We start from the raw sequence: 21,677 nt of genomic DNA, 5'->3' as shown, positions 1-21,677 counted from the left end.
TGTTGGCCATGGCGGTCGCCGCCACCCTGCTGCCCGCCGCCGCGCATGCCGACGAGGGCATGTGGATGCCTTCGCAATTGCCCGAAATCGCCGCGCAGCTGAAAGCCGCCGGGTTCCAGGGCGACCCCGCCGGCCTGGCCGAGCTGGCCAAGCCGCCGATGAACGCGGTGGTCAAGGTCGGCGGCGCCACCGGCGCCTTCGTGTCCGGCGACGGCCTGGTGCTGACCAACCACCACGTCGCGTTCGGCGTGATCCAGTACAACAGCAACAAAGACCGCGACCTGATCGGCAACGGCTTCATCGCCGCGAACCGCGACGCGGAATTGCCGGCCAATCCCGATTACCGCGTGCTGGTGACGACCGGCTTCGACCGCATCACCGACAAGATCCTGGCCGACGCGCGCGGCAAGACCGGACGCGCTTACTACGACGCGGTCGATGCGGCCAGCAAAGCGGCCGTCGCCGAATGCGAAAGCGAGGTGGGCTATCGCTGCAGCGTCGCCAACATGTATTACGGCACCGATTTCTATCTGATCAAGCAGCTCGAACTGAAGGACATCCGTCTGGTCTACGCGCCGCCGGAAGCGATCGGCAACTACGGCGACGAGATCGACAACTTCGTTTGGCCGCGCCATAGCGGCGATTTCACAATCCTGCGCGCCTACGTCGGCAAGGACGGCAAGCCGGCCGCCTATTCCAAGGACAATGTGCCGTACCGGCCGCCGGCGCATCTGCAGATCTCCACCGATCCGGTGGGCGAAGGCGATTACGCGATGCTGGCCGGTTATCCGGGCGTCACCTACCGTCATCGGATGGCGTCCGAATTCAAGAGCCAGATCGAATGGCAGCTGCCGGCGCGGGTAGCGCTGTTCGACGGCATGATCGACACCATCGAAGCCGCGACGGCCGCCAAGCCGTCGGCGAAAGTGCTGTACGCCTCGCAAGTCGCCAGCCTGAAGAACGGCCTTAAGCGCGCCCAGGGCGAGCTGGACGGCCTGCGTCGCAGCGATGCGGTGAGCGCCCGCGCCGCGGACGAAAAAGCGATGCTGGCCTGGTTGGGCAAGCAGTCCGACGCCAAGGCGATCCAGGCCGACATCGCCGCTGCGCAGAAAGTGTTGGACGCCGGCGCCGCCACGCGCGAACGCGACCAGCTGTTCGGACTGATCCGCGGCCAGCCGCAGCTGTTGCGTTCGGCGGTGACGCTGCAGCGATTGGCCGCCGAGCGCGGCAAGCCCGACGCGCAGCGCGAAAGCGGCTTCCAGCAGCGCGACGAAGCTTTGATCGAAGGCTCGCTGAAGCAGGTCCAGCGCCGCTACGACGCCGATGTCGAGAAAGCGCTGCTGTCGGATCTGCTGAAGCGTTATCGCGCGCTGCCCGCGGCGCAGCGCATCGCCGAAGTGGATGCCGTGTTCGGCGGCGACGATGCGCAAGCGAAGGCGGCGATCGACGCGCTGTACGCGCAAACCAAACTCGGCGATGAAGCCGAGCGCCTGCGCTGGTTGAGAGCCGCTCCGGCGGATGTCGCGGCGTCGACCGACCCGTTGATGCTGGCGGCCGCGAAGCTGCTGCCGGCGGTGTTGCGCCAGGAAGAAACGGACAAATCCCGCGAAGGCGACCTGCTGCGGCTGCGTCCGGCCTATATGCGCGCCCTGATCGGCTACCGCAAATCGCAGGGCCGCGCGGTCTATCCCGACGCCAACTCCACGTTGCGCGTCAGCTACGGTAAGGTCAGCACCATGTCGCCGCGCGACGGCGTCACCTACGTGCCGCTGACCACGGTGCAGGGCATCGTCGAGAAGCATACCGGCAAAGCCCCGTTCGATGCGCCCAAACCGCTGCGCGACGCCATCGCCAAGGGCGATTTCGGCGGCACGGCGGATCCGAAGTTGAAGACGCAGACGGTGGATTTCCTGACCAACCTCGACACGACCGGCGGCAATTCCGGTTCGCCCGTGCTCGATGCGAACGGGCGCCTGATCGGCTTGAACTTCGACAGCAACTGGGAAGCGGTCAGCGCCAGCTGGATGTTCGATCCGCGCTACAAGCGCGCGATCCACGTCGACATGCGCTATCTGCGCTGGTTGCTGGCGAAAGTCTATCCGGCGCCGCATCTGTTGAAGGAAATGAATCTCCCCGCGGAGTAAGCGAGCCGCCGCGATAAAGCCCTCTCCCGTTTGCGGGAGAGGGTTGGGTGAGGGCGCGCGTAGTCGCCTTGGCCTGCGCAGCTATCTACGGAACTGCGCTCAATCCAACCTACGATCGCCCAGAGGCCGGATTCATAGCCCGCAGACCGCCGTGCGAGCGAGATATCGGCATTTGAGACGCGCATAGCCAAGACTGGCGCCCTCGCCGCACCAAACCCCCGCGACCCAACTTTAGTCATGCCTGCGCCCGAAAAGCCTGGGCTAGACTCCCAGACCGATCCAATTCAGGAGCACCGCATGCGCTATCACCTCTTGGCCGCCGCTATCGTCACCGCAACGCTCGGTGCGGGCATGGCGGATTCCGTCCGCGCGGGCGAGGGCATGTGGGTTCCGCAGCAACTGCCCGAAATCGCCGGTCCGCTGAAAAAAGCGGGCTTGAAGCTCGATCCGAAGCAGCTCGCCAATCTCACCGGTGATCCGATGGGTGCGGTCGTGTCGCTCGGCGGTTGCACCGCCAGTTTCGTGTCTCCCGACGGCCTGGTCGTCACCAACCACCACTGCGCGTACGGCGCCATCCAGCTCAATTCCACGCCGGAAAAGAACTTGATGAACGACGGCTTCAACGCCGCCACGCGCGACGGCGAACTCAGCGCCGGGCCGAACGCGCGCATCTACGCGCTGGATTCGATCCAGGACGTGACGCCGGCAGTGAAGGCCGCGATCGCCGCCGCGCCCGATGCGCTCGGCCGCACGCAAGCCTTGGAAGCGATCGACAAGAAGCTGGTCGCGCAATGCGAAGCCGCGGGAGGCTATCGCTGCCGCCTGTACAGCTTCTCCGGCGGCAACGTCTACCGCTTGTTCCGCAATCTCGAAATCAAGGACGTGCGCCTGGTTTACGCGCCGCCGAGCAGCATCGGCAACTACGGCGGCGAAGTCGACAACTGGATGTGGCCGCGCCACACCGGCGATTTTTCGTTCTATCGCGCCTACGTCGGCAAGGACGGCAAGCCCGCGGCGTATTCCGCCGACAACGTGCCGTACAAGCCCAAGCATTGGCTGAAGATCGCGGACAAGCCGCTCGGCCCCGGCGATTTCGTGATGGTCGCAGGCTACCCCGGCACGACCAGCCGCTACGCGCTGGCCGGCGATTTCGACAACACCGCGGCCTGGACCTATCCGACCATCAGCGGCCATTTCAAGAAATTGGTCGCGTTGGTGGACGAACAGAGCAAGAAGAATCCCGAGATCGGCGTGAAGTACGCCAACACCGTGCGCGGCTGGGAAAACGTGCTGAAGAACTACGACGGCCAGCTGGAAGGCTTCAAGCGCACCGACGCCGCCGCCACCAAGCACCGCGAAGAAGCGGCGGTGCTCGATTGGTTGAAGAAGCAAGGCGATAAGGGCAAGCCGGCGCTGGAAGCGCACGACCAATTGGTCGCGGTGAGCGATCAGGCCAAAGCCACGCGCGAACGCGATCTGGTGTTCGGCCAGTTCTCCAATACCGGCGTGGTCGGCACGGCGGCGATGCTGTACCGCTTGTCGATCGAGCGCGCCAAGCCCGACGCCGAACGCGAATCCGGTTTCCAGGAACGGGACCTGGCCGCGATCGAAGGCGGCATCAAGCAGATGGAGCGCCGTTACCAGCCGACGATGGACCGCGAATTGCAGCGCTACTGGCTAGATCAGTACATCGCGCTCCCGCAAGGCCAGCGCGTCGAAGCCTTGGACAAATGGCTGGCGGGCAACGACGAAAAAGCCGTCGGCAAAGCGGTCGACCGCCTCGGCAAGAGCAAGCTCGGCGGCACCGCCGAACGGATGAAATGGTTCAAGGCCGACCGCAAGGCTTTCGAATCGAGCAAGGATCCGGCGATCCAGCTGGCCGTGGCGATGATGCCGACGTTGCTCAAGCAAGAAGACGAACGCAAGACCCGCGCCGGCGAAGCGCTGGTCGCGCGGCCGGTGTATCTGCAGGCGGTGGCCGACTACAAGAAGAGCAAGGGCGAGTTCGTCTATCCCGACGCCAATTCCTCGCTGCGCATCACCTTCGGCAACGTGATGGGCTACACCAAGGTCGACGGCAGCAAGCAGCAGCCGTTCACCAAGCTGGAGGAAGTGGCGGCCAAGGCCACCGGCAAGGAGCCGTTCGATGCGCCCAAGCCGCTGCTGGACGCGATCGCCGCCAAGCGCTACGGCGGCCTGGCCGACAAGCGTTTGGGCACGGTGCCGGTGAATTTCCTGTCCGATCTGGACATCACCGGCGGCAACTCCGGCTCGCCGGTGCTGGACGCGCGCGGCAATCTGGTCGGCTTGGCTTTCGACGGCAACTGGGAATCGGTGAGCTCGAACTGGGTATTCGACCCGGTGATGACGCGCATGATCTCGGTCGACCAGCGCTATATGCGCTGGATCATGCAAGAGGTCTATCCCGCGCCGCAGCTGCTGCAGGAGTTGAACGTCGTCGCGAAGTGATCCCCTGGCGTAGGGTGGGCCTTGGCCCACCATTGCCGTGTGCGAGTCGCTTCGAACAATGATGGAAACGATGGCGTTCTTCGCCGATTGCTCACCGCAACCGACCATGGCGATGGTGGGCCAAGGCCCACCCTACGCCTTCGTCCTCAATCCGGATTGCAGATGGCGTGGCCGCTGCTGTAGAAGTTGGTGCGGATGCCGGACTCGTACAGATTGCCCTCGCAATCCAGCGAGGCGCTGCCGACGATGTTGCCGTCCTGGTCGAAGTAGAAATAGAACTCGCCGATCTCGTCGGGCCCGGGCGGGCGGGCGATGGCGACGCCGGCGGCGATCGCCGCCAGCAAACCCAAGGTGATTGCGGTCTTCCTGCGCATGTTTTTCTCCTGTGAGGGGGATCAGGTCGGGTCCGGATCGCAGATGAAATAGCCGTCGGCGTAATTGCGGGTGAACTTGCCCCAGGCTTCGCGGGTGCCGTCGCAATGGATCGCTTGATAGCCGACGATCTGGCCGGCGTCGTTGTAGTAGTAATAGAACTGGCCCGGTCCCGTCGGGCCCACCGCGGCGATCGCCGCGCCTACCGCCGCTGCGGCCGCCAGGCCCAGCGCGAGCGCTGATTTCCTACGCATGTCTTTCTCCCTGTCTTGCCGCCGGCTTCGTGCCGGCCGAAGGAATGTAGGCAGCGTTTTGTTGGAAAGCGGTTAGCGCGCGATGAAGATTTCGGACGATGCGATGCAGCATCGCGCATCTGTGAAACGCATCACTACGCAGCTGTGAGCTGCGGTGCGTGCGGTTCTTCGCATGCATCCTGTTTCGACGGAACCAATCGTGCAGGCCGGCGCAATCTCAAGCCCGTCATCCCGGCGAAAGCCGGGACCCAGGACTACATCGTTACCGTAATTGCGTCGGCCTGGATCCCGGCTTTCGCCGGGATGACGGCGTGGGGAAGTTCAGAACAAGTCGTAGTCGAAGGTGTAGTAGTGCTTCCCATCGACGATATCGATCTTCATCGACCCGCGCAGCCCTTCCAGTCCGTCGCTGCCCGAATCGGGCACCACCGTCAGCGACAGCGATGGCGCGCCGCGGTCCATGACGCCGCTGTGTTGGGTGAGGAACGCGCCGCTGCGGCCTGCCAGCGTGCCGACGATGCGTTCGATCGCGACATAAGCGCCCGAGCCTTCGGTTTGCGTCATCGCCGCGAGCATGTGGACCACGCCGACTGCGTCCAGATCGCCGTGGAAACGCTTGTCGAAGCGGAAATGCCCGGCCTGGACGCCGTCGCCCAGGTCGCAGGGCGCTTCGGGGCTGCGTTTCACGTCGAATTCGCCTTTGATTTGCCGGGACATGGGCCGATCTCCGCCGCCGAGGGAGCGCCATCCTCGCCGAGACCGGCCGCCGTGGCCAGCCTCTTGCGCCGCCGCCGCGGTCTGCTACGCTGAACCCGTCGCGGATTCCCATGCCAGCCGGCCCCGTCTCCCGACCCGTGTTCGATCCAGCCGCCGTTGGCGGCCGTTATTCCGATTCATCGCTCACGTTGCGCCGGCTGCCGGGACTCCGCGGGACCTTCCCCACAGGAGTTCGACGATGAAAGTGCTGGCTTGCGACGGTATCCACGACGATGGCTTGGCCTTGTTCCGCGAGGCGGGCTGGGACGTCGAAATTTCCGACCCGATCAAAGACCCCGCCAAGCTCGCGCAGGCGCTGCAAGGCGTCGACGCGCTGTTGGTGCGTTCGGCCACCCAGGTGAGCGCCGAAGCGATCGCCAACGCGCCGCAGCTGAAAGTGATCGGCCGCGCCGGCGCCGGCGTCGACACCATCGACGTGGACGCCGCCACCGCCAAGGGGATCGCGGTGATGAACGCGCCCGACGGCAACACGCTGGCCGCGGCCGAACATGCGATCTCGCTGCTGTTCGCGCTGGCGCGGCACATCCCGCGCGCCGACGCCGGCATGAAGGCCGGCGAATGGCCGAAAGCCGGCCTCACCGGTTTCGAATTGGAAGGCAAGAAGCTGGGTGTGATCGGCCTGGGCCGCATCGGCAGCACCGTCGCGCGCAAGGCGCAGGGCATCGGCATGGATGTCGCCGCGTACGATCCGTTCCTGCCCGCATCGGCCGCCGGCAAGGGCAGCGTGCCGTTGAAGCCGCTCGACGAACTGCTGGCGAAAGCCGACATCGTCACCTTGCACATTCCACGCACGAAAGACACCACCAATCTGTTGTCCGAACAGAATCTGCGGGCCATGAAGAAGGGCGCGTACGTGATCAACGCCGCGCGCGGCGGTTTGGTCGACGAAGAAGCCCTGCTGCGCCTGCTCGACGAAGGCCATCTGGCCGGCGCCGCGCTCGACACGTTCGCCACCGAACCGCTGCAAGCCGACTCGCCGTTGCGCGGCCATCCGAAACTGATCCTCACGCCGCATCTGGGCGCGTCGACCAGCGAAGCGCAGCAAGCGGTCAGCACCATCCTGGCGCGGCAGATCGTCGATTTCATCGATACCGGCGCGGTCGCCGGCTGCGTCAACCTGCCGCCGCTGACCGCCGAAGCCGCGCGCGAGGTGGGCCCGTGGATGCCGTTGATGTCGGCGTTGGGCAAGTTGGCCGCGCGCTTGGTGCCGGCGCCCACGCGCCTGCACATCACCTATGCGGGGCGCGCGGAATCGTTGGATCCGCGGCCTTTGACGCGATTGCTGGTCGCCTCGCTGCTGGGCAGCGCATCCAGCCGCGTCACGCCCGTCAATGCGCTGCAGGAAGCCGCGGCGCGCGGCCTGGTGGTGGCGGAAACGGTCGGCGGCGACGGCGACGGTTTCGACCGCTTGTTGAAGCTGCGCGTAGAAGGCGAGCAGGGCGCGGCGCGCGAGATCGAGGCCACGCTGCACCGCGGCCCGCGCGTGGTGCGGCTGGACGGCGTGGAAATCGAATTCGATCCGCAAGCGCATCTGCTGCTGATGCGCAACGAGGACCGGCCCGGCATGATCGGCCTGGTCGGCTCGCATCTGGGCGCGGCAGGAGTGAACATCGCGAACTTCTCGCTCGGCGCCAAGGGCGACGGCGAGGCGCTCGCGGCGATCACGGTGGACCGCGCGGTGCCGGAGTCGCAGTTGGTGGCGGTGCGCGGGATTCCGGGCGTGCTGTCGATCGAGTCGTTGTAAATTTCAAATCGTCATCCCGGCTTGCGCCGGGATGACGGAACTGTAAGGGATATCGTTGCATGAAAATCATCCTCGCCCGCCACGGCGAAACCCCCTGGAACGCGGAAGGCCGCTACCAAGGCCAGGAAGACATCCCGCTGTCGTCGGTCGGCGAAGCGCAGGCACGCGCGCTCGGCGAACGATTGAAGGACGTCGTTATCGATCGCGCCGTCGCATCGCCGCTGGTCCGCGCCAAGCGCACCGCGGAACTCGCGCTCGGCGAATCGCGGCAAAACCTGCTGACCACCGATCCGGGCCTGATGGAAATCGCCCACGGCACTTGGGAAGGCTTGCTCGCCGGCGAAATCCGCGACCGCGACGGCGAACGCCTGCAAGCCTGGCGCGACACGCCGCACGAAGTGCTGATGCCGGAAGGCGAATCGCTGCAGCACGTGTTCGACCGCGCTTGGCCGGCGCTGGCCCGCGCCTCCGAAGGCTTGGGCCGCGACGATACTTTGCTGGTCGTCGCCCACGATGCGGTCAACCGCGTACTGCTCTGCCGCATCCTCGGCATTCCGCTTGCGCGCTTGTGGACGTTCCGCCAGGCGCCGACCACGATCAACCTGCTGGAGGGCGCCGACGTCGAGCGCCTGGAAGTGGTGCGGCTGAACGATTGCGCGCACCACACGCCGTTCTTCGGCGAAGCCGTGCATCGCGCGCTGTGAACGGACGATCCCTCGCCGATTGGCTGGAGTACGTCGAGCGCCAGCATCCCAAGTCCATCGACATGGGCTTGGATCGCGTGCGCGAAGTGGCTTCGCGGCTGGGCTTGGGCAAGCCGGCCAAGCATGTCGTCACGATCGGCGGCACCAACGGCAAAGGCTCCACGGTCGCCTTCGTCGAAGCCATCGCCAAGGCCGCGGGCTGGCGCATCGGCGCCTACACCTCGCCGCATCTGCTCGCCTACAACGAGCGCGTTCGTATCGGCGGTCAGGATGCGAGCGATGAAGCCTTGATCGAGGCCTTCGAAGCGATCGAAGCCGCGCGGCTAAGCCCCTCTCCCCTCGGGAGAGGGGTTGGGGCGAGGGTTCGGAATAGCGACGCGAACCCGAATGTCGGCGTTTCCACCGAACCCTCATCCGCCCCTGCGGGGCACCTTCTCCCGAGGGGAGAAGGGGAAGGAATCTCGCTGACCTACTTCGAATACGGCACGCTCGCAGCATTGTGGTTGTTCGAGCGCGGCGATCTGGATCTAGCGATCCTCGAAGTCGGCCTAGGCGGCAGGCTGGACGCCACCAACATCGTCGACCCGGACGTCGCGGTGATCACCACGGTCGATTTGGACCACCAGGACTATCTCGGGGACGATCGCGAGAAGATCGGCTTCGAAAAGGCCGGCATCGCCCGCGCCTGGAAGCCGCTGGTGCTGGGCGAAGACGATCCGCCGGCCAGCGTGTTGCGCCACGCCTACGCCATCGGCGCTTCGGCGCTGCGCGCGGGCAGCGATTTCTTCTTCGAACGCATCGACGGCGCGCATTGGCGTTGGCGCGAGATCGGTTACGGCATCGAATTGCCGACGCCGAAGCTGGCCGCGCCCGCGCAATTGCGCAACGCGGCGACCGCGATCGCCGCCTTGCGCGCCTTGGGCGAACCGATCGACGATGCGGCGCTGATCGCGGGCGTCGCTGCGGCGAACGTCGCCGGCCGCCTGCAGGCTTTCGATCGCGGCGGCGTGGAAGTGGTGGTGGATGTGGGCCACAACCCGCAAGCGGCGCGCGAGCTCGCGAGATGGTTGAATTCTTTTGCGGGAGGGGCTTCAGCCCCGACAGAAGCGGTCGGGGCTGAAGCCCCTCCCGCAAGGGCGAAACGCACGTACGCGGTGTTCGCGGCGCTGGGCGACAAAGATGTGGCGGGCGTCGTGGATGCCTTGGCCGAATGCGTCGATGGTTGGTTCCTAGCCGGATTGGCCGACGTCAATCCGCGCGGCCTCGGCGCGGACGCCTTCGCGCAGCGCTTGTCCGCGACCGCCGCCGGTGCGGGCTCGCGTCATGCGACGGTGCCCGAGGCCTTGGCCGCGGCATTGGCGCAAGCGCAGCCGGGCGACCGCGTCCTGATCTTCGGTTCGTTCCACACCGCCGCGGCCGCGCTCGTCGCGCTCGGCGCATCCGTCGGTTAATTCGGGGCCCGTCCGGCGCGGGTATAATTCGCGCGGCGATCCGCCGTGCCCCCCGAGCCCCGATGGAACCTGCCCTGAAACAGCGCCTGTGGGGCGCAGTGATCCTGATCGCGCTGGCGGTGATCTTCCTGCCGATGCTGATCCAAGGACCGGCGCCGGACAGCGGCGTGGCCGATGTGCCGCTGACGATGCCCAATGCGCCGGCAGGCCAATACGAAACCCGCGAATTGCCCCTAGTGACGCCCGCCGAAGCGCCCGAAGGCGGCGCCGTGGGCATGACTCCATCCTCGGCGTCGCCCGACGCGGCCGATCCGGCCCGTCCGCAGCCCGCAACGACGGCGCCGGCCGCAACCGCATCCGCCAGCCAGCCCGTGCCTTTGGGCGAGGGCGGCGTGTCGGCCCCGGCCGCTCTGCCGGCCGAAGCGCCGGCGCCCGCCGCTTCTTTGCCGGCGCCTGCGGCCGGCGGCGATTACGCCGTGAATCTCGGCAGCTTCGCCAGCGCGGCCAATGCCGAAGGCGCGGTGCGCGCGCTCAAGCAAGCGAAGCTCCCCGCGTACAGCGAACCGGCCACGGTGAACGGACGCAGCGGTTACCGCATCCGGGTCGGCCCCTATGCCACGCGTCCGGATGCGGAAGCCGCGCGCCTGCGTGCGCAAGAATTGCCGCAGGGTTTGCGCGGCAGCGTGGTCGTGCTCGATGCCGAGCCGATCGCCGCCGCGCCCAAACCCGCCGAAACCAAGCCCGCCGCTCCCAAGCCGGCTGTTGAAACCAAGCCTGCGCCCCCATCTACCGTCCAGGCGCCCGCGCCGGCGAAGTCTGCGGCCAGCGGCACGGGCTTCGCGGTGCAGCTGGCGGCCTTCAGCAAGCCTGCGGACGCCAACGCCTTGCGCGATCGTTTGCGCGCGGCCGGCTTCAGCGCTTTCGTCGAACAAGTGAAGACCGACAAGGGCCCGTTGTCGCGCGTCCGAGTCGGGCCCGTGGTCGGCCGCGCCGAGGCCGACCAGCTCAAGGCGCAAGTGAAGGCGAAAACCGGGATGGACGGCATCGTCCGCCCGCATCCGTAACCGATTTTTTGGCGCTGCGACGCGGCGCGGAGTAAGCAACATGTGCGGCATCGTCGGCATCGTCGGCACCACTGAAGTCGCAGCCGCGCTGTACGACGGCCTGACCGTGCTCCAGCACCGCGGCCAGGACGCCGCGGGCATCGCCACCGCCAACGGCACGCAGCTGCGCGTGCACAAGGGCAACGGCCTGGTGCGCGACGTGTTCGACGCCAAGGCGATGGCGCTGTTGGAAGGGCGGGTGGGCATCGCCCACTGCCGCTATCCGACCGCCGGCAGCGAAGGCAGCGACGAGGCGCAGCCGTTCTACGTCAATTCGCCGTACGGCATCGCGCTCGCGCACAACGGCAATCTGGTGAACACCGACGCGCTGCGCCGCGAGGTGTTCGAACAAGATCGGCGCAACGTCAATACCGAATCCGATTCGGAAGTGCTGCTGAACGTGTTCGCTCACGAGCTCGACACGCAGAAGGCGCTGACCCCCGATTCCGTGTTCCGCGCCATCGAAGGCGTCAACCGTCGCGCCAAAGGCGGCTATGCGGTGGTCGCGACCGTGCTCGGACTCGGCCTGGTGGCGTTCCGCGATCCGCACGGCATCCGTCCGCTGGTGCTGGGCCGGCGCAATACCGATGCCGGCATCGAATACGCGATCGCGTCCGAATCGGTGGCGTTGGACATCCTCGGCTTCGAGCGCATGCGCGACGTCGCGCCGGGCGAAGCGATCGTGGTCACCGCGCGCGGCGAGATTCACGCCCGGATCTGCGCGCAGGATCCGCAGAACTTCCCCTGCATCTTCGAATACGTCTATTTCGCCCGTCCGGACTCGATGATGGACGAGATCTCGGTGCATAAAGCGCGGATGCGGATGGGCGTGGCCCTGGGCGAGAAGATCCTGCGCCAACGTCCCGACCACGACATCGACGTGGTGATCCCGATCCCGGACACCTCGCGCGATGCGGCTTTGGAAATCGCCAATCTGCTCGGCGTGAAGTACCGCGAGGGCTTCATCAAGAACCGCTACGTCGGCCGCACCTTCATCATGCCGGGGCAGGGCGAGCGGGCGAAGTCGGTGAAGCGCAAGCTCAACCCGATTCCGCTGGAATTCAAGAACCGGGTCGTGCTGCTGGTCGACGATTCCATCGTCCGCGGCACCACGTCCAAGCAGATCGTGCAGATGGCGCGCGACGCCGGGGCGCGCAAGGTCTATCTGGCTTCGGCGGCGCCGCCGGTGCGCTATCCGAACATTTACGGCATCGACATGCCTTCGTCGGAAGAACTGGTCGCGCACGGCCGCACCGAAAAGGAGATCGAAGAATTGCTCGGCTGCGATTGGCTGATCTACCAGGAACTGAAGGACCTGGAAGCCGCCGTCGCCGGGCCGAAATTCCCGGGCCGCAAATTCGACAGTTCCTGCTTCAGCGGCGAATACGTCACCGGCATCGAGCCCGGTTACTTCGAACGCATCCAGCAGTTGCGTTCGGACGAGGCGAAGAAGAAGCGGCGTTTGGCGTCCTGATGCCTCTTCATGCTCGTCATCCCGGCGAAAGCCGGGATCCAGGGGGGACGGCGCGACCGTCACGCATGTCGGATAGCACTGGATCCCGGCTTTCGCCGGGATGACGGCATTGGGAATGACGTTATTCGCGGCCGCGCGCGAGTGTCTGGGCGCGCGCTCGTGCGAGGACAAAGTGGCGCGTACTTTCGCCGCGGCGGAGGCGTACCGCAGCGGCGAGTTGCACATCGATCCCACCGCGCCGCCGCCCGAACCGATCCGCATGCCCGGCCGCCCGCCCAAGCCGGCGCTGGTGCATCCGCGCGATCTGCCCAAACGCGGTTTCGGCACGCCGGAAGGCCGCGCGGCTTTCGTCCACTCCATCGCGCACATCGAATTCAACGCCATCGACCTGGCCTGGGATGCGGTCTACCGCTTCCGCGGCATGCCGGACGCTTACTACGCGGACTGGGTGAGCGTGGCGAACGACGAAGCGCGCCATTTCGTCCTGCTGCGCGGGCGCCTGAACGAATTGGGCCGCGATTACGGCGATTTCGACGCCCACAACGGTCTGTGGGAAATGGCCGAAAAGACCGCGCACGACGGCCTGGCGCGGATGGCGCTGGTGCCGCGCGTGCTCGAGGCGCGCGGCTTGGACGTGACGCCGGGGATGATCGAGAAACTGCGCGCGCTGGCCGACGACGCCACGGCCGGCATCCTGGAAATCATCTTGCGCGAGGAAGTGGCGCACGTCGCGGCCGGATCGCGCTGGTTTCGTTGGTTCTGCGAGCGCGCCGGCGTGGAGCCGGAACCGCGTTTCCGCGAGTTGCTCGCGGAGTATGCGCGCGCGGTGCTGCATGGGCCGTTCAATCTCGAAGCCCGCAGCGCGGCGGGTTTCGGCGAAGAAGAATTGAAAGCGCTGCAGCAATTAAGCGCATAACCCGAGCCCGGCTTTTTTGTGGGAGCGGCTTTAGCCACGAGCTTTCTCCATCAAATACTCGCAATGCCGCGATTTGAAGAAGAGAGCTCGCGGCTAAAGCCGCTCCTGCGAAAAGCAAGAGCAGCGGAGCAAGCCCCGCTCTACAAAGCCGACAGCTTCGCGCCTTCGGCGGTCACCCGCAGCACCGATCCTTGTTCATACCAATCCCCGAGCACGATCCGCGTGTTGCCGTTGGCCTCATGCACCGCCGGCCGATGCGTATGGCCGTGGATCAGCGTGTCAATGCCATAACGCTTGAAGGCTTCGGCCACTGTGGCCGGCGACACGTCGGTGATGGTTTCCATCGTGCCCGCATCGCGCAGTTCGCCCGCGCGCGCCTTGCTGGCGGCGCGCGCCTTCTCGGCGAACGCCAGGCGTGCGACCAAAGGCTGCGTCAGGAATTGCGCCTGCCAGGCCGGATCGCGGGTCTGCGCGCGGAATTGCTGGTAGGCCACATCGTCGGTGCAAAGCAGGTCGCCGTGCATCAGCAGCGTCGGCTTTCCGTACAGCATCACTACGGCCGGATCCGGCAGGATCGCCATGCCGGCGCGGCGCGCGAAATCGTCGCCGACCAGGAAATCGCGGTTGCCGCGGATGAAGCTCACCGGCACGCCGGCATCCGCGAGCGCGCGCAGCTTCTGCGCTACGAAGGCGCCGGCTTCGGAAGGATCGTCGTCGCCGACCCAGGCTTCGAACAAATCGCCGAGGATGTAGAGCGCATCGGCGCTGCGGGCCTCGCCGTCGACGAATTCGCCGAAGAGGCGGGTGATGTCGGGGCGCGCGGGGTCGAGGTGGAGGTCGGAGATGAACAACGTCGTCATCCCCGCATTGTAGAGCCGAGCCTCTGCTCTTGTGGGAGCGGCTTCAGCCGCGAGTTCCTTCCGCACTCTGGAACGGAAGAGCTCGCGGCTGAAGCCGCTCTCACAAAGCGAGGCGGCGGCGGGTCCGCTAAAATGCAGGCCTTCCCGTTTCCAGACGCCCGCATGACCTGCCGCACCCGCTTCGCGCCCAGTCCCACCGGCTACCTGCACATCGGCGGCGCCCGCACGGCGCTGTATTGCTGGCTGGAGGCGCGCCGCCGCGGCGGCCAGTTCATCCTGCGGATCGAGGACACCGACCGCGAGCGCAGCACCCAGGCCGCGATCGACGCGATCCTGCAAGCGATGGATTGGCTGGGCCTGGACTACGACGAGGGTCCGATCTATCAGACCCACCGCCTGGATCGCTATCGCGAAGTCGCCGAGCAACTGGTCGCTTCCGGCCACGCCTATTACGCTTACGAGACCAAGGAAGAACTCGAAGCGGCGCGCGAGGCGATGATCGCCGCCGGCGAGAAGCCGCGTTACAACGGCGCCTATCGCGACCGCAACGAGCCCGGCTTCGATGAGGCGCACCGCGACGATCCGAACCGGGTGATCCGCTTCAAGAACCCGCAAGGCGGCACGGTCGTGTTCGACGACAAGGTCAAAGGCCGCATCGAGTGGAGCAACGACGAGCTCGACGATTTGGTGATCTTCCGCTCCGACGGCTATCCCACCTACAACTTCGCGGTGGTGGTCGACGATCTGGACATGCGGATCACCGACGTGGTGCGCGGCGACGACCACGTCAACAACACCCCGCGCCAGATCAACATCTACCGGGCATTGGGCGCGCCGGTGCCGTATTTCGCGCATTTGCCGATGATCCTGGACCCGGATGGCGCGAAATTGTCCAAGCGCACCGGTGCCGCCGACGTGATGCAGTATCGCGACGAGGGCTATCTGCCGCATGCGCTGCTGAATTACCTGGTGCGGCTGGGCTGGTCGCACGGCGACCAGGAAATCTTCAGCATCGAAGAGATGCAGCGCTTGTTCGACCTGAAGGACGTCAACGCCAAGGCTTCGCGCCTGGATCCGGCCAAGCTCGGCTGGTTGAACCAGCAATACTTGAAGAACGACGATCCGAACGACGTCGCCAAGCACCTGGAATGGCATCTGCTCAACGAAGGCTACGATTTGGCTTCGGGCCCGAAGCCGGCCGACGTGGTCGTCGCTTTGCGCGACCGCGTGCAGACGCTGAAGGAAATGGCGGCGCGCGCCGCGGTTTGGTACCGGCCGTTGGAGCAATACGACGATGCCGCGGTCGCCAAACATCTCACCGCAGCCGCGGGCATGCCGCTGGCCGAGGCGCGCGATCGACTGTCGAAGCTGAGTTCCTGGACCGCGGAAACGGTTTCCGCCGCATTGCACGAAACCGCCGAAGCCTTGGGCATCGGCATGGGCAAGATCGCGCAGCCGCTGCGGGTGGCGATCACCGGGACCCAGGTGAGTCCGGATATCTCGCATACCGTGTATTTGGCGGGGCAGGCGCAGGCGCTGGAACGCATCGATCAGGCCCTGAAACGGCTGCCGGCTTGAGTCCGGGCGCGTGCGGCACCATCATCTGACCATGGCCGAGCACGCTTGCACCGACCCCAAACACCACGTCCACGACGCTTCCGGCTTCGTGCGCGCGGTCGAGCGCGCCTGCCACGAACGCGGCCTGCGCCTGACCCCGATCCGCGCGCGAGTACTGGGTCTGATCGCCGACGGCGGCCGCCCGATCAAGGCCTACGACCTGCTCGATCAGGTCCGCAACGGCGAAGGCGCCGGCGCAGCCGCGCCGCCCACCGTGTACCGCGCGTTGGATTTCCTGCTCGCCAACGGCTTCATCCACAAACTCGAATCGGTCAATGCCTTCGTCGCCTGCCACCATCCGAGCACGGCGCAGCATTCGGTGCCGTTCCTGATCTGCGACCGTTGCCATAACGCGGTCGAATTGGAAGACGAGCGCGTCGTCGCGCAGCTGGACGAGCGCGCCCGCGCACTGGGCTTCATGCCGCAAGCGCAAACTTTGGAAGTGCACGGCCTCTGCGCCGATTGCGCGCGAGCCGCGTAAGGCTGCTTTTGTAGGAGCGGCTTCAGCCGCGAGCTTTTTCCTGCAAACTCCGACCAAACTCGCGATTTGCCGCAAAGAGCTCGCGGCTGAAGCCGCTCCTACGAAAAGCCATCACGCGGGCGCAACAGCGCTGCGCACGATCCGCGTTTCCCGAATCGGCAGATTCGCCGCCGCTGCGATCAGCGCCAGCGCGATGTCGGCATACCACATCCAGGTGTAATCGCCGAAACGGGAAATCACCAACCCGCCGACCCAGGCGCCGAAGAAACCGCCGATCTGGTGCGAGAACAAGGTCAGTCCGAACAGCGTGCCGAGATAGCGCGGTCCGAACAGCTTGCCGACCAAGCCCGCGGTCGGCGGCACGGTCGCCAGCCAAGTCAGTCCCAGGCCCGCGGCGAAGACGTAGAACACGATCGGCGTGGGCGGGGAGACCAGGTACAACGCGATCATCGCCGCACGGCTGGCGTACATCAGCGCCAGCAGCGATTTCATCCGGTAGCGTTGTCCCAGCCAGCCCGCGGCCAAGCTGCCGCCGACGTTGAACAGGCCGATCAGCGCCAATGCGGTGGCGGACACGCTTTCCGGCAAGCCGCACAACGCGATTTCGCTGGGCAAATGCGTCACCAGGAAGGCGATGTGGAAGCCGCAGGTGAAGAAGCCCAGATGCAGCAGCCAATAGCTGCGGTCGCGCGCTGCGATGCGCAGTTGTTCGCGCAAGCCGATGTCGGCGGGCGTCGCCGCGTTCGCGACGGCGGGCGCGGCCGCCTCGGGCGCCGCACGCCGGCTGCGCAACGGCCAAGCCAGCGGCAAGGTCGCCAATGCGGCCGCGGCCAGCGCCCACATGCCGGCGACCCAGCCCGCGGCGCTGATCACCGCTTGCGCGAACGGCGCGAACAGGAATTGGCCGAACGAGCCGCCTGCGTTGATCACGCCGGCGGCCATCGAGCGCTTTTCGGCGGGGATGCGCCGCGCGGTGGCGCCGATCAGGATCGAGAAACTGCCCGCGCCCGCGCCTGCCGCCGAGAGCACGCCGAGGGTGAGCAGCAAGCCCCACGACGAACCGAACACGGGCGTCAGCGCCATGCCCGCCGCCAACAGGATGCCGCCCGCGACGAGCACCCGTCCGGCGCCGCGCTGATCGGCTAAAGCGCCAAACAACGGCTGCACCGCGCCCCAGACGAATTGCCCGATCGCCAGCGCGAAGCTGATGTCGACGATGCTCAGTCCGGTGCTGGCGCCGATCGGCTTGACGAACAGGCCCAGCGATTGGCGCACGCCCATGGTGATCATCAGCATCGCCGCCGCGGCGAGGATCAGCGGCCACGCATTCGTTTTGCTCTGCGATGCGGTATTCATCGGCCGTTCTCCGCTTGTAGCCGGAGCAGGGCGGCGTCGAGTTGGGCATGCAAACGTTGGGTGGCGGCGTCGCCGATCGCGTTTTCGATCTCTTGCTGCGCCTGCAGCCACAACGGTCTGGCTTTTTCCGCCGCGCGTTTGCCGGCCGCGGTGACGGTGACGACGCGGCGGCGCGCATCTTGGCCCGTGGCCACGGCGATCCACCCGGAAGCGATCAGCGGCTTCAGGTCGCGGGTGAGGGTGGTGCGGTCCATGCCCATTTTCTTGGCCAACTCGCCGATGCCGCGCGGCTCTCCTTCGGCACGGCGCAGCAGTGAGTATTGGTTGATGTTGAGTCCGGCCTCGGCCAGACGGCGGTCGTAGCGTTGCGACATCAACCGGCTGAGCTTGCGCAGGCGGAAGCAGGTGCAAGTCGGAGCGGACGGGGGTGGATGGGCCATTTCCGTGCAGGCGGCGTGAGATAGGTGTATATACACTTATATCTTCGGCGGATGCAAGCCTGCTCGGTTGCAGTTATGGAACGGCACGTCGCGGCCGTAGAGTCGAGCTTGCTCGACTGCTTTGATTTCCATCCGGCGTCGCTTCTGGGAAAAAGGGCAGTCGAGCAGGCTCGACTCTACAAAAGCAAAAAAGAAAACCGGCCGAAGCCGGTTCGAAAGATCCGCAACGACTCCGGGCGTGCATGAGGTCACGGCACCGGAGCCGCTGCGGCGGGGGGAAGATCAGAAGAACACGCGCAACCCTGCGCTGACGCCGCGGCCGGGAAGCACGACCTTGTCCTTCAGGAAAGAGGTGTGCACGCGCGCGGTCTCGTCGGTGAGGTTGCTGCCGTCCAAGAAAATTTCCCAGCCGCTGCTGTAGTCGTCGTTGCCCATGTCCCAGTGGTAGGCGACGTGCGCATTGACCAGGGTGTAGCCGTCGGTCGGGGTTTCGTTGATGGCGACCTTGTCCTGCTTGGCGTAGCGCACCGCGCCGAGCGATGCGCGCCAGCCTTCCTGCTGCCATTGCAGGTCCGCGCCGGCGCGCGACGGCGCGATCCGCGGCACGTTGCCGCCGCCCTCGGCGAAGGTCGCCCGCACCGTGTCGCCGAACACGCGCAGGTTCCAGTTGTCGGCGAATTTGAACGTCGCTTCGCCTTCGAAGCCGCGGAAGCGCGCATCGGCCTGCGACCATTGCCGCACCGGCAGGTCTTCTTCCTCGCCGGCGACGATTTCGCCGGTATCGACGAGGAAAATGTAGTCGTCGAAGCGGTTGTAATAAGCCGCGAGCTTCGCCTGGATCCGATCGCCGTGGTAGTGCAGGCCGAATTCGAGCTGGTTGGCCGCTTCTTCGGTGAGGTTCGGGTTGCCGATTTCGAACGAAGCCGTGGCGATGTGCGGCCCGTTCGCGAACAGTTCCTCCTCGGCCGGCGCGCGTTCGGCGCGATCGAGGTTTGCGGTCAGATCCCAATCCTTGGCGAAGTGCCAAATGCCGCCGATCGAGGCGCTGACCGGCTTGAAGTCGCGCGCCGCGGCGTCGGCCGGATCGCTGCGCACGTCGTCGACGCGCGCGCCGAAATCCAGTTGGAAGGCATCCCACTTGCGCTTGGCCACGCCGAAAATGCCGCGGCCGTGGGTCTGCACGCGCGGCACGAAGGCTTCTTCGCCGATCGCTTCGAATTCGCTGTTCGACGCCTGACCGCCGAAGGCCAGATCCCAACCGCCCAAGCCGGTCAGCGCGTATTCCGCGCGGCCTTCGGTCGCGGTTTTCAGGAAACGCGTGCCCACGTCCGCGCCTTCGAATTCGATATGCTCGTAATCGGTGTCGGCCACGCTGAAGCGCAGCGTACCGTTATCCGAGAACAGATGGTTGATGCCGCCCTTCAGCTCGTTGCGGTTCTGCTTCATGTCCAAGTGCACGCCCAGCTCGCCTTCTTCCGGATTGCCGGGTTCGCCGGGATTGCCGTAAGTGTCGTGGTAGCGCGAACGGGCGAAACCGACGAAGCCCCAATCGCCGAACAGCGATCCACCGACGGCGCCGGTCTTGGTTTTGAGGAAGCTGTTGAGCTGCGTTCCGTCTGGCGTTTTGTAATCGTCGTTGTCGCGGTACACGCCGTCGAAGTGGAATGCGAAGCGGTCGTTGCCGACATCGACGCGCGCCATCTCGGTGAAGCCCTGGCTGACGCTGTCGTAGCGCGCCTCGGCGCGGCCGCTGGCGCCGTCGTCCGGCGGCGATTCGGGAATGCGGCCGTCGACCACGTTGACCACGCCGCCGATCGCGCCGGAGCCGTAGAGCAGGGTGGACGGCCCTTTCAGCACTTCGATCTGGTCGGCGAGGAAGGATTCCACCGCCGGCGCATGGTCCTGGCTCACGGTCGATACGTCCTGGGTTTGCAGGCCGCCGGAGAGGATGCTGACCCGGGCGCCGTCTAGGCCGCGGATGATCGGACGGCCCACGCCGGCGCCGAAATTGGAGGTTTGCACGCCCGGCAAGCTGTTCACGGTCTCGCCCAGGGTGGCGCCGCGCACCTCGTCCAGACGTTCGCCCGACAGTACTTCGACCGGTTTGGCCAGGTCCTCGACGCCGCCGCGCAGCGGGCTGGCGGTGACCACGACCGCGTCCAGTTCGGTGGCCTTGTCTTCATGGCGGGCCTTGTCTTGGGCGGGCGTCGGCGGATCGGCGGCCCAAACTGGGGCGGAAGCCAGGACCAGGGCCAAAAAGAGCGGGGTGCGGCGCAACAAAGACTTGGTCATCATTAGAGTCGGTTGGATGGGCCAGGATTAGGATGTTATAATGTTTCAAAACCGGCGCCATCCCTCAAAAGTCATGTCCAGTCCCCAATCCGCTTTACACCGCGCTGACCGCTTCGGCTTCGCCGCCTCCTTTCTGTGCGCGATCCACTGCGCCTTATTGCCGATCCTGGTCGCCCTGCTGCCGGCCTTCGGCCTGAACATCAGCGGCTGGATCGACCTGGACCAGGCCTTCGTGATCTTCGCCACGTTGCTCGCGGCCACCACGCTGACCCTGGGCTACCGCCGCCATCGCGTCTTCCGCGCATGGGCGCTGTTGTTGCCGGCGCTGGCCCTGGTCTGGCTGGCGACGTTCAGCCCCTTGCACCACCACGACCTGACTCATGCCGTGCTGATGACGGTCGGCGGCCTGATGCTGGCCGCCGCGCATTTCGTCAATCTGCGCCTGACCCACGCCGCGAGCGCCGCTGCGGAAAGCGCCTGAGGGCGCCGCGTGCTAGGATTTGCGGCTTGCGCCGCGTCCGGCGCACGCGAAACCAACGAGATCAGGAGCAAGACGATGGGCAAGGGCGACCGCAAGACCGCCAAGGGCAAGCGCTATAACTCCAGCTACGGCAACGCGCGTTCGCACGCCACCGCCAAGGCCGCCGGCACCGGCGCGGCGCCCGCCGCGAAGAAGACCGCGACCAAGAGCGTGGCCAAGGCTCCGGCGAAGAAGGCCGTGGCGAAGAAGGCCGTCAAGCCGGAATAAGCGTCCCGCGACGTTTCGAAAAAAGCCCCGCTTTGAGCGGGGCTTTTTCATGATGACGACCGGCACTTCATGCGCGATGCGGCCTCGCCGAGCACGATCAGGTGGTGCAGTTGCTCGGCGTCCAGGAGGACGGCAAAGAACGGGCGGGCATGATCGTCAACGACCGTCCCCTCCGTCCGATCGTGCAAGACCTGGAAGAGACCGCCAAGCTGGACGCGATGGCGGCGCCCGACCGCGAGAAATTGATGAAGGAACGTTACGAAAGCGGATATTACGGGCAACAACGCCTGTTCATCGGCAAGAACGCCGAGCGCAGTTCGATGGTCACGCTCAAGGACGACAAGGGCAGGACGCGTCTGCGCCTGCAGGTCGCGGCCGACGGCGCGGCGAAAATCGAATTCCTGGATGCCGACGGCAAGGTGCAGCGCAGCGTGACGCCGGAAGCCGCGGCGAAGCAATAGGGTTCCATGGCTTA

Annotated in this window: 21 protein-coding genes; 14 read left to right on the top strand and 7 right to left on the bottom strand. The window is 66.1% G+C overall.

Going from position 1 to position 21,677, the window contains the following annotated elements; translation table 11 throughout:
* Positions 1–8: 8 nt before the first annotated feature.
* Both FCE95_RS06575 and FCE95_RS06570 read left to right on the top strand, forming a co-directional pair.
* Complete coding sequence (locus FCE95_RS06575; RefSeq protein ID WP_223266826.1) at positions 9–2,144, top strand: S46 family peptidase; 2,136 nt, start codon at positions 9–11, stop codon at positions 2,142–2,144.
* A 297-nt stretch (positions 2,145–2,441) separates the two neighbouring features.
* Positions 2,442–4,613 (top strand): S46 family peptidase, encoded by a 2,172-nt coding sequence (locus FCE95_RS06570; RefSeq protein WP_137266136.1) that lies wholly within the window; start codon positions 2,442–2,444, stop codon positions 4,611–4,613.
* A gap of 146 nt (positions 4,614–4,759) precedes the next feature.
* Here the strand turns inward: FCE95_RS06570 and FCE95_RS06565 are convergent, their stop codons facing one another.
* From FCE95_RS06565 to FCE95_RS06555, 3 genes are all read right to left on the bottom strand, one after another.
* A complete protein-coding gene (locus tag FCE95_RS06565; RefSeq protein ID WP_137266135.1) occupies positions 4,760–4,987 on the bottom strand; it encodes a DUF6289 family protein in 228 nt (75 codons plus the stop codon).
* A gap of 21 nt (positions 4,988–5,008) precedes the next feature.
* The gene (locus FCE95_RS06560; RefSeq protein WP_137266134.1) at positions 5,009–5,239 is read right to left on the bottom strand and encodes a DUF6289 family protein; all 231 of its coding nucleotides are present in this window, start codon (positions 5,237–5,239) and stop codon (positions 5,009–5,011) included.
* Between the two features lie 321 nt (positions 5,240–5,560).
* Positions 5,561–5,956 (bottom strand): DUF3224 domain-containing protein, encoded by a 396-nt coding sequence (locus FCE95_RS06555; protein WP_137266133.1) that lies wholly within the window; start codon positions 5,954–5,956, stop codon positions 5,561–5,563.
* A gap of 238 nt (positions 5,957–6,194) precedes the next feature.
* On the opposite strand from FCE95_RS06555, the gene serA reads away from it, so the two are divergent.
* From serA to FCE95_RS06525, 6 genes are all read left to right on the top strand, one after another.
* A complete protein-coding gene (serA, locus tag FCE95_RS06550) occupies positions 6,195–7,760 on the top strand; it encodes a phosphoglycerate dehydrogenase (RefSeq protein WP_189644653.1) in 1,566 nt (521 codons plus the stop codon).
* A gap of 59 nt (positions 7,761–7,819) precedes the next feature.
* The gene (locus FCE95_RS06545) at positions 7,820–8,464 is read left to right on the top strand and encodes a histidine phosphatase family protein (protein WP_137266131.1); all 645 of its coding nucleotides are present in this window, start codon (positions 7,820–7,822) and stop codon (positions 8,462–8,464) included.
* Complete coding sequence (locus FCE95_RS06540; protein ID WP_137266130.1) at positions 8,461–9,915, top strand: bifunctional folylpolyglutamate synthase/dihydrofolate synthase; 1,455 nt, start codon at positions 8,461–8,463, stop codon at positions 9,913–9,915. The genes FCE95_RS06545 and FCE95_RS06540 overlap by 4 nt, the downstream gene beginning before the upstream one ends.
* A 62-nt stretch (positions 9,916–9,977) precedes the next feature.
* The gene (locus FCE95_RS06535) at positions 9,978–10,979 is read left to right on the top strand and encodes an SPOR domain-containing protein (RefSeq protein ID WP_137266129.1); all 1,002 of its coding nucleotides are present in this window, start codon (positions 9,978–9,980) and stop codon (positions 10,977–10,979) included.
* A gap of 40 nt (positions 10,980–11,019) precedes the next feature.
* A complete protein-coding gene (gene purF, locus FCE95_RS06530; RefSeq protein WP_137266128.1) occupies positions 11,020–12,492 on the top strand; it encodes an amidophosphoribosyltransferase in 1,473 nt (490 codons plus the stop codon).
* 115 nt (positions 12,493–12,607) lie between these two features.
* Positions 12,608–13,408 (top strand): ferritin-like domain-containing protein, encoded by an 801-nt coding sequence (locus FCE95_RS06525; protein ID WP_137266127.1) that lies wholly within the window; start codon positions 12,608–12,610, stop codon positions 13,406–13,408.
* Between the two features lie 140 nt (positions 13,409–13,548).
* Here the strand turns inward: FCE95_RS06525 and lpxH are convergent, their stop codons facing one another.
* Entirely contained in the window at positions 13,549–14,268 is a 720-nt protein-coding gene (lpxH, locus tag FCE95_RS06520) for a UDP-2,3-diacylglucosamine diphosphatase (RefSeq protein WP_137266126.1), read from the bottom strand.
* A 162-nt stretch (positions 14,269–14,430) separates the two neighbouring features.
* Here lpxH and gltX point away from each other — a divergent pair, with 162 nt between their 5' ends.
* Together gltX and FCE95_RS06510 are read left to right on the top strand one after the other, a co-directional pair.
* Complete coding sequence (gene gltX, locus FCE95_RS06515; protein ID WP_137266125.1) at positions 14,431–15,846, top strand: glutamate--tRNA ligase; 1,416 nt, start codon at positions 14,431–14,433, stop codon at positions 15,844–15,846.
* A 31-nt stretch (positions 15,847–15,877) separates the two neighbouring features.
* A complete protein-coding gene (locus tag FCE95_RS06510) occupies positions 15,878–16,366 on the top strand; it encodes a transcriptional repressor (protein ID WP_137266124.1) in 489 nt (162 codons plus the stop codon).
* 111 nt (positions 16,367–16,477) lie between these two features.
* Here the strand turns inward: FCE95_RS06510 and FCE95_RS06505 are convergent, their stop codons facing one another.
* Together FCE95_RS06505 and FCE95_RS06500 are read right to left on the bottom strand one after the other, a co-directional pair.
* Entirely contained in the window at positions 16,478–17,722 is a 1,245-nt protein-coding gene (locus FCE95_RS06505) for an MFS transporter (protein WP_137266123.1), read from the bottom strand.
* Positions 17,719–18,162, bottom strand: a complete 444-nt coding sequence (locus tag FCE95_RS06500; protein WP_137266122.1) for a MarR family winged helix-turn-helix transcriptional regulator — start codon at positions 18,160–18,162, stop codon at positions 17,719–17,721. Before FCE95_RS06500 ends, FCE95_RS06505 begins: the two co-directional genes overlap by 4 nt.
* 75 nt (positions 18,163–18,237) lie before the next feature.
* Here FCE95_RS06500 and FCE95_RS17220 point away from each other — a divergent pair, with 75 nt between their 5' ends.
* On the top strand, positions 18,238–18,408 hold the full coding sequence (locus FCE95_RS17220; protein WP_223266800.1) for a hypothetical protein: 171 nt from the start codon (positions 18,238–18,240) through the stop codon (positions 18,406–18,408).
* Between the two features lie 36 nt (positions 18,409–18,444).
* Here FCE95_RS17220 and FCE95_RS06495 read toward each other — a convergent pair whose 3' ends face one another.
* The gene (locus FCE95_RS06495; RefSeq protein ID WP_223266799.1) at positions 18,445–20,454 is read right to left on the bottom strand and encodes a TonB-dependent receptor; all 2,010 of its coding nucleotides are present in this window, start codon (positions 20,452–20,454) and stop codon (positions 18,445–18,447) included.
* A gap of 73 nt (positions 20,455–20,527) precedes the next feature.
* Here FCE95_RS06495 and FCE95_RS06490 point away from each other — a divergent pair, with 73 nt between their 5' ends.
* The 3 genes from FCE95_RS06490 (at position 20,528) to FCE95_RS06480 (ending at position 21,663) form a co-directional block, all read left to right on the top strand.
* On the top strand, positions 20,528–20,935 hold the full coding sequence (locus FCE95_RS06490; RefSeq protein WP_137266120.1) for a MerC domain-containing protein: 408 nt from the start codon (positions 20,528–20,530) through the stop codon (positions 20,933–20,935).
* A 60-nt stretch (positions 20,936–20,995) separates the two neighbouring features.
* Positions 20,996–21,202 carry a 30S ribosomal protein THX gene (locus FCE95_RS06485; RefSeq protein WP_317616481.1) on the top strand — a complete coding sequence of 69 codons (207 nt, stop codon included), beginning with the start codon at positions 20,996–20,998 and terminating at the stop codon, positions 21,200–21,202.
* 104 nt (positions 21,203–21,306) lie between these two features.
* A complete protein-coding gene (locus FCE95_RS06480; RefSeq protein ID WP_137266118.1) occupies positions 21,307–21,663 on the top strand; it encodes a hypothetical protein in 357 nt (118 codons plus the stop codon).
* Positions 21,664–21,677 lie beyond the last annotated feature (14 nt).

It is taken from the genome of Luteimonas gilva, assembly GCF_005239095.1.
Taxonomy (GTDB): Bacteria; Pseudomonadota; Gammaproteobacteria; order Xanthomonadales; family Xanthomonadaceae; genus Luteimonas_C; species Luteimonas_C gilva.
The sequence above is the reverse complement of the archived record's forward strand: the minus strand, read 5'-3'. Positions and strand labels throughout refer to the sequence as shown.

What these genes read in the sequence shown, in the direction of transcription:
- FCE95_RS06575 (WP_223266826.1), top strand. Translation starts at nt 9, where the DNA reads ATGGCGGTCGCCGCCACCCTGCTGCCCGCCGCCGCGCATGCCGACGAG.
- FCE95_RS06570 (WP_137266136.1), top strand. Translation starts at nt 2,442, where the DNA reads ATGCGCTATCACCTCTTGGCCGCCGCTATCGTCACCGCAACGCTCGGT.
- FCE95_RS06565 (WP_137266135.1), bottom strand. Translation starts at nt 4,987, where the DNA reads ATGCGCAGGAAGACCGCAATCACCTTGGGTTTGCTGGCGGCGATCGCC.
- FCE95_RS06560 (WP_137266134.1), bottom strand. Translation starts at nt 5,239, where the DNA reads ATGCGTAGGAAATCAGCGCTCGCGCTGGGCCTGGCGGCCGCAGCGGCG.
- FCE95_RS06555 (WP_137266133.1), bottom strand. Translation starts at nt 5,956, where the DNA reads ATGTCCCGGCAAATCAAAGGCGAATTCGACGTGAAACGCAGCCCCGAA.
- serA (WP_189644653.1), top strand. Translation starts at nt 6,195, where the DNA reads ATGAAAGTGCTGGCTTGCGACGGTATCCACGACGATGGCTTGGCCTTG.
- FCE95_RS06545 (WP_137266131.1), top strand. Translation starts at nt 7,820, where the DNA reads ATGAAAATCATCCTCGCCCGCCACGGCGAAACCCCCTGGAACGCGGAA.
- FCE95_RS06535 (WP_137266129.1), top strand. Translation starts at nt 9,978, where the DNA reads ATGGAACCTGCCCTGAAACAGCGCCTGTGGGGCGCAGTGATCCTGATC.
- purF (WP_137266128.1), top strand. Translation starts at nt 11,020, where the DNA reads ATGTGCGGCATCGTCGGCATCGTCGGCACCACTGAAGTCGCAGCCGCG.
- FCE95_RS06525 (WP_137266127.1), top strand. Translation starts at nt 12,608, where the DNA reads ATGACGTTATTCGCGGCCGCGCGCGAGTGTCTGGGCGCGCGCTCGTGC.
- lpxH (WP_137266126.1), bottom strand. Translation starts at nt 14,268, where the DNA reads ATGACGACGTTGTTCATCTCCGACCTCCACCTCGACCCCGCGCGCCCC.
- gltX (WP_137266125.1), top strand. Translation starts at nt 14,431, where the DNA reads ATGACCTGCCGCACCCGCTTCGCGCCCAGTCCCACCGGCTACCTGCAC.
- FCE95_RS06510 (WP_137266124.1), top strand. Translation starts at nt 15,878, where the DNA reads ATGGCCGAGCACGCTTGCACCGACCCCAAACACCACGTCCACGACGCT.
- FCE95_RS06505 (WP_137266123.1), bottom strand. Translation starts at nt 17,722, where the DNA reads ATGAATACCGCATCGCAGAGCAAAACGAATGCGTGGCCGCTGATCCTC.
- FCE95_RS06500 (WP_137266122.1), bottom strand. Translation starts at nt 18,162, where the DNA reads ATGGCCCATCCACCCCCGTCCGCTCCGACTTGCACCTGCTTCCGCCTG.
- FCE95_RS17220 (WP_223266800.1), top strand. Translation starts at nt 18,238, where the DNA reads ATGGAACGGCACGTCGCGGCCGTAGAGTCGAGCTTGCTCGACTGCTTT.
- FCE95_RS06495 (WP_223266799.1), bottom strand. Translation starts at nt 20,454, where the DNA reads ATGACCAAGTCTTTGTTGCGCCGCACCCCGCTCTTTTTGGCCCTGGTC.
- FCE95_RS06490 (WP_137266120.1), top strand. Translation starts at nt 20,528, where the DNA reads ATGTCCAGTCCCCAATCCGCTTTACACCGCGCTGACCGCTTCGGCTTC.